This window comes from Acidovorax sp. GW101-3H11 (assembly GCF_001633105.1).
Classification (GTDB): domain Bacteria; phylum Pseudomonadota; class Gammaproteobacteria; order Burkholderiales; family Burkholderiaceae_C; genus Acidovorax.
Window position 1 is genome coordinate 1 of the sequence record NZ_LUKZ01000018.1, and the last position, 5,223, is coordinate 5,223.

A 5,223-nucleotide genomic window follows, 5' to 3' on the forward strand; every position below is an offset into this window, starting at 1 on the left:
TGGATTGGAGTTCATGGCGGCGCGTGCGCGCAAGGCGTGGGTCGGGGATGAGTTGCAGGTGCTGCAGCAGGGTCATGGGACGTGAATCGGGTGATCGAACGCCACAGTTTCGCTCTGATTTGAGGAGGGGTTTAGATGCGATTGCCCTGGGCATGATGGACGGGCGGTAACGGCCAAAAAGGGCTTCAAAACTCAGCGCCTTCCGCTCCGCACCAGCCCCCGGCCCTGCAGCACGGGCTCGGCTGCCAGCCGCTCGCGCGCAAACTCCACAAACGCCCGCACCTTGGCGGGCGCGCGCCGCCCGGCGGGGTAGACGATGTGCACGGGCACCGGCGGGGGCTCAAACCCGGCCAGCACAATGCGCAGCCGCCCCGCGCGCAGGCTGGCTGCTGCCTGGTAGGCCAGGCAGCGCGTAAGGCCCAGGCCCGCCTCGGCGGCGGCAATGTCCACCTCGTTCGCGTTGCTGATCCACGCAATCTGCGGCTGGCCCACCAGCCCCTCGCCAAACTTCCAGGGTGCGGCAGCGCGGGCATCGAACGAGAACGCAATCGCCCGGTGCTGAGCCAAGTCCTGCGGGTGCTGTGGCTCGCCGTGGCGCGCCAGGTAGTCGGGCGACGCCACAACCAGCCGCCGCAGCGCACCCACGGGCAGGGCGGTGAGGCCTGAGTCGGGCAGGTGGGCAATGCGCACGGCCACATCCATGTCTTCCTCCAGCAGGTGCACCAGCCGGTTCACAAACAGCGTGCGCGCCTGCACGCGCGGCTGGGCCTGCAAAAAGCCCAACACGATGGGCGCCACATGCTGGATGCCGAACATTTGCGGCGCGGTGATGGACAGCAACCCCTGCGGCTGTGCCTGCGCGCCGCTGGCGGTCTGCTCTGCCTCGTGCAGATCGTTCAGGATGGGTCGGCAGTCGGTCAGAAAACGCTCGCCCGCTTCGGTCAGCCGCACCAAACGCGTGCTGCGCTGGAACAGCAGCACACCCAGCCGCGCCTCCAGCGCCGCAATGGCGCGCGTGACGGCCGTGGCCGAGCAGCCCAGCCGCCGCCCCGCCACGGCAAAGCCGCCCGCATCGGCAACGGTCACAAAACAGCGCAGGGTGTCGAGATAGTCCATGCCACCCATTATTGCGAATGCCGCAATTATGAAAAGCGGTGGCTGGTGATTCACATCGCAGCGTGCAATAGATATCGTCGAGCCATCTTTCCACTCACCCACCGACGAGGCTTCACCATGGTCCCCACCACCCCGCTCCAGCTCTACCGCATGCCCATCTCGGGCCACTGCCACCGCGTGGAGCTGATGCTCTGCCTGCTCGGCCTGCCCTATGAACTGATCGATGTGAACCTGCTGCGCGGCGAACACCAGCGCGCGGAGTTTCTGGCGCTCAACCCGCTGGGCCAGGTGCCCGTGCTGGTGGACGCGGGCCAGGTGCTGAGCGACAGCAACGGCATCCTGGTGTACCTGGTGCAGCGCTACGCCCCCGGCAGTGCCTGGCTGCCACAAGACGCCGTGGGGCAGGCGCAGCTGCAGCGCTGGTTCAGCCTGGCGGCGGGCTTTCTGGCACCGGGCATCGGAGGGCCGCGTTTTGCGACATTGAACGGCCGCGCCGTGAACGAGGTCGCACAGGCCACCGGCAAGCGCCTGCTGGCCTTCATGGAGGACGAGCTGCAGGGGCGCGCCTGGTTGCTGGGGGGCCCTGCGCCTAGCCTGGCCGATGTGGCCATGGTCAGCTACACCTCGCAGGCGCACCTGGCGGGGCTGCCGCTGGATGCCTACCCGCGCATTGCGGCCTGGGTGGCGCGCATGCAGGCCTTGCCGGGCTACCCGGTGCTGGCCGACCAACTGCCCACTGCCGAGCAGGTGGCGGCATGACATCCACCGTGGCCGCTGCATCGGTTGCGGCGCCGGTGCCGCCCGAGGCTTTCCACCGCGGTGAGCAGGCCCTGCAGGCGCGCGTGGGTGTGCGCGAGCGCATGGCGGCCGTGGGTGCGATGGTGCTGCGCGATCACATGCCCGACCAGCACCGTGAGCTGTTTGAAAAGCTGCCCACCTTGCTGCTGGGGACGCTGGATGAAGAAGGCCAGCCGTGGGCCACGATGCTTGCCGGACCGCCCGGGTTTGTGCACACCCCCGATGCGCAGCACATGCAGATCGCGACCGCGCCGGATTCCCAGGACCCGGTGCTCGCACACCTGGCGCCCGGCGCGGCCGTGGGCGTGCTGGGGCTGGAGCCACACACCCGGCGGCGCAACCGCATGAACGGGCGGGTGGCAGCCTTTGGCGATAACGGCCTGGACGTGCAGGTGGTGCAGAGCTTTGGCAACTGCCCCAAATACATCCAGGCGCGGGAGCCCGGCCTGCGCGCTGCGCTGGTTGCTCCGGGCCCGGTGCAGTGGCTGGGGGCCGGGCTGGACGAAGCCGCCATTGCGCGTGTGCAGCGTGCCGACACGCTGTTCATCGCCAGTGCCTCGGCGCCACGCCCTGGTGCCGGGCACAGCGAAGGCGTGGACGTGTCGCACCGGGGCGGCGAGCCGGGCTTTGTGCAGGTGGCGCACACACCGGGTGGTGTGGTGCTGAGCCTGCCGGACTACCCCGGCAACCAGTTCTTCAACACCCTGGGCAACCTCGCCCTGCACCCGCTGGCAGGCTTGCTGGTGGTGGACTATGAAGAGGGCGGCTTGCTGCACATTGCAGCGCAGGCCGAGGTGCTGTGGGACAGCGCAGCGCGTGCGCCCTGGCCCGGCGCACAGCGTGTGCTGCGCCTCACGGTGTTGCGCGCCCTGTGGCGGCCGCAGGTGCTGCCGTGGCGGTGGACACCGCCGGTGTCGGCCCCTCAGTTCCGGGTGATGCGCGGGGCGGCGCTGGGGTGAGTGGCGCCGCTCCTGCGGCGGGCTGCGAACGCGGCGGTGGCGCCGCGATGCGCCTGCGCGGCACGGTGGCCTCGGCCTCCACCATCTTCGCGCTGCGCTCATGCGCTGTCTGCGCCAGCTCGGTGATGAGCGCGGCCTCGGGCAGGTTGTGCCAGTAGCGCGTGGGCATCTCCTTTTTCATCATGGTGAGCTTGAGCCGCGCGGGGTTGAAGATGTGGCGGTAGTAGGTGAGCCACAGTGCCTCGCCCGCATCGGGCGGCGGCGCATCGCTGCGCTGAGCGCCGGGGCCGGTGTGCAGCTGCTGCCCATCCCAGCGCACGCTGGCGTCGGGCGTGAGGATGGCCCAGCGCATCTGCGTGAAGCGGCGGATGAAGAAGCCCGCGTTGGCCACGGTGATGTAGTGGTCGGGCTCGAACCAGGCCATGTGCAGGGTCTGGCCACCCGGCTCCACGACGGGCCGGAAGCGCACAAAGGCGTGCATCTTGTGGATGTCGCGTGCCACGGCGCGGACCATGTGCTGGGCCAACATGCGGTCCGCGTCCAGCGGGTCGTGCCGCGCGGCGTAGGCTTCATGGCCGCCTTGCGCCATGCGCCACAGCAGGCGGTACATCAGCGCAAAGCGGGCCGGGTCGCGGTGCAGGATGAGCTGCTCGCACAGGTGCACAAAGTCGGGGGGCACGCGCGGCGTGGGCGCATCGGGGGCTGGCGGTGGCAGGGCGTTGTGGCTGTGGGGTTCGGGCGCAAACAGGTCTTCAGCGGCATCGACCTGGCAGCGCCAGTCCACGGCTTGCGGGGGCACATTGGCTTGCACCAGGGCGCGTGCGGTGGTGCGAAAACCGGGCCAGTCGGTGGGGTGCTCTAGCGTGATGGCGTGGCGCTGCATGTGTTCCGCTCCGGCTCAAAACAGGCTACCTTGCACCGGCGGTGGCGTCAGCTGCGCAGCCAGGTCGGCAGCCTCCAGCGCGCGGCCGGGCCGGTAGTCGGCCGCCTCCACAAAGGGCAGCACCTTCTTGAGCGGCACATGCAGCCGCGCCAGGTCCGCATGCCGCAGGCGGCGCACGCGGCGGGCGGCCAGCAGGCGCTCCACCGTCTGCACGCCAAAGCCGGGCACGCGCAGCAGCAGCTCGCGCGGGGCGGTGTTGAGATTCACCGGAAAGCGCTCGCGGTGCGCTAGCGCCCAGGCCAGCTTGGGGTCCACATCCAGCGCCAGCATGCCCACTGGACCTCCTGGGGCGCCTTGGCTCGGCGGCACGATCTCGTCGTGGGTGAAGCCGTAAAAGCGCATCAGCCAGTCGGCCTGGTACAGCCGGTGCTCGCGCACCGTGGGCGGCGCGGCCAGCGGCAGGGCGCGGGCTGCGTCGGGGATGGGGCTGAAGGCCGAGTAGTACACGCGCCGCAGCCGGTGCACGCCGTACAGCCGCGCGCTGGTGGCCAGGATGGTGCGGTCGTCCGTGGCATCGGCGCCCACGATCATCTGCGTGCTCTGCCCACCCGGCGCAAACAGCGGCACGCTGGCCCGGCGCGTGGTGCGCGATTGCGGCATCGACACGATGGCCTGCGCGGCTTGCTCCTTGCGGGCTGCGCGCGATTCGCCAATGTGCACCGCCATGCGGGCCATGGACCGGTCGATGGCGGCGCTGTTTTTTTCCGGCGCCAGGGCCGTGAGGCTCTCGGCCGTGGGCAGCTCGATGTTGATGGACAGGCGGTCTGCATAGCGGCCTGCGCGCTGCATCAGCTCGGGCGATGCGTCGGGAATGGTCTTCAAGTGGATGTAGCCGCGAAAGTCGTGTTCCTCGCGCAGCACGCGGGCCACCTCCACCACCTGCTCCATCGTGTAGTCGGGGCTCTGGATGATGCCGCTGGACAGGAACAGCCCCTCGATGCAATTGCGGCGATAGAAGTCCAGCGTGAGCCGCACCACTTCATCGACCGTGAAGCGCGCGCGGGGCACGTTGCTGGTCACGCGGTTCACGCAGTACAGGCAGTCGTACTGGCAGAAGTTGGTGAGCAGAATCTTGAGCAGCGAGATGCACCGCCCATCCGGCGCGTAGCTGTGGCAGATGCCCATGCCCTCGGTGGAGCCCATGCCGCGCCCGCCCACCGAGTCGCGCGGCGCAGCGCCGCTGGACGCACACGAGGCGTCGTACTTGGCCGCGTCGGCCAGGATGGCAAGTTTGGACTGTAAATTCACTGGATGAATTTAAGGGGTATCTATTTAGCTCCAGTGACGTCAGAATAGCTGGATGGAAACCCAGATGCTAACGCCAACTCCTGGACAGGACTACCCTCGCACCTGGAACGAATTTCTTGACTGGTTTGCCACCGAAGAGGCCTGCCAGGCGTTCCTGGA

At 68.8% G+C, this 5,223-nt stretch carries 5 protein-coding genes and 1 pseudogene; 3 read left to right on the forward strand and 3 right to left on the reverse strand.

Features of this window, described 5'->3' with window-relative positions; genetic code table 11:
* Positions 1-192: 192 nt before the first annotated feature.
* A complete protein-coding gene (locus tag A1D30_RS16140; protein ID WP_063461761.1) occupies positions 193-1,116 on the reverse strand; it encodes a LysR family transcriptional regulator in 924 nt (307 codons plus the stop codon).
* A gap of 117 nt (positions 1,117-1,233) precedes the next feature.
* Between A1D30_RS16140 and A1D30_RS16145 the strand changes: the two genes are divergently transcribed.
* The gene (locus tag A1D30_RS16145; RefSeq protein WP_063461758.1) at positions 1,234-1,875 is read left to right on the forward strand and encodes a glutathione S-transferase family protein; all 642 of its coding nucleotides are present in this window, start codon (positions 1,234-1,236) and stop codon (positions 1,873-1,875) included.
* Positions 1,872-2,873: a pyridoxamine 5'-phosphate oxidase family protein gene (locus A1D30_RS16150; RefSeq protein WP_063461759.1), complete on the forward strand. Its 1,002-nt coding sequence runs from the start codon at positions 1,872-1,874 to the stop codon at positions 2,871-2,873. The genes A1D30_RS16145 and A1D30_RS16150 overlap by 4 nt, the downstream gene beginning before the upstream one ends.
* Here the strand turns inward: A1D30_RS16150 and A1D30_RS16155 are convergent.
* Together A1D30_RS16155 and A1D30_RS16160 are read right to left on the reverse strand one after the other, a co-directional pair.
* Positions 2,767-3,756, reverse strand: a complete 990-nt coding sequence (locus A1D30_RS16155; RefSeq protein ID WP_082836488.1) for a TIGR03915 family putative DNA repair protein — start codon at positions 3,754-3,756, stop codon at positions 2,767-2,769. The genes A1D30_RS16150 and A1D30_RS16155 overlap by 107 nt on opposite strands.
* A 15-nt stretch (positions 3,757-3,771) precedes the next feature.
* Entirely contained in the window at positions 3,772-5,064 is a 1,293-nt protein-coding gene (locus A1D30_RS16160) for a putative DNA modification/repair radical SAM protein (protein ID WP_063461760.1), read from the reverse strand.
* 52 nt (positions 5,065-5,116) lie between these two features.
* Here A1D30_RS16160 and A1D30_RS25265 point away from each other — a divergent pair.
* Positions 5,117-5,223, forward strand: a pseudogene (locus tag A1D30_RS25265) (IS1595 family transposase); the annotation flags it as partial.

Excerpts from the sequence above, each read along its gene's own strand:
- A1D30_RS16140 (WP_063461761.1), bottom strand. The coding sequence starts at position 1,116 with ATGGACTATCTCGACACCCTGCGCTGTTTTGTGACCGTTGCCGATGCG.
- A1D30_RS16145 (WP_063461758.1), top strand. The coding sequence starts at position 1,234 with ATGGTCCCCACCACCCCGCTCCAGCTCTACCGCATGCCCATCTCGGGC.
- A1D30_RS16150 (WP_063461759.1), top strand. The coding sequence starts at position 1,872 with ATGACATCCACCGTGGCCGCTGCATCGGTTGCGGCGCCGGTGCCGCCC.
- A1D30_RS16155 (WP_082836488.1), bottom strand. The coding sequence starts at position 3,756 with ATGCAGCGCCACGCCATCACGCTAGAGCACCCCACCGACTGGCCCGGT.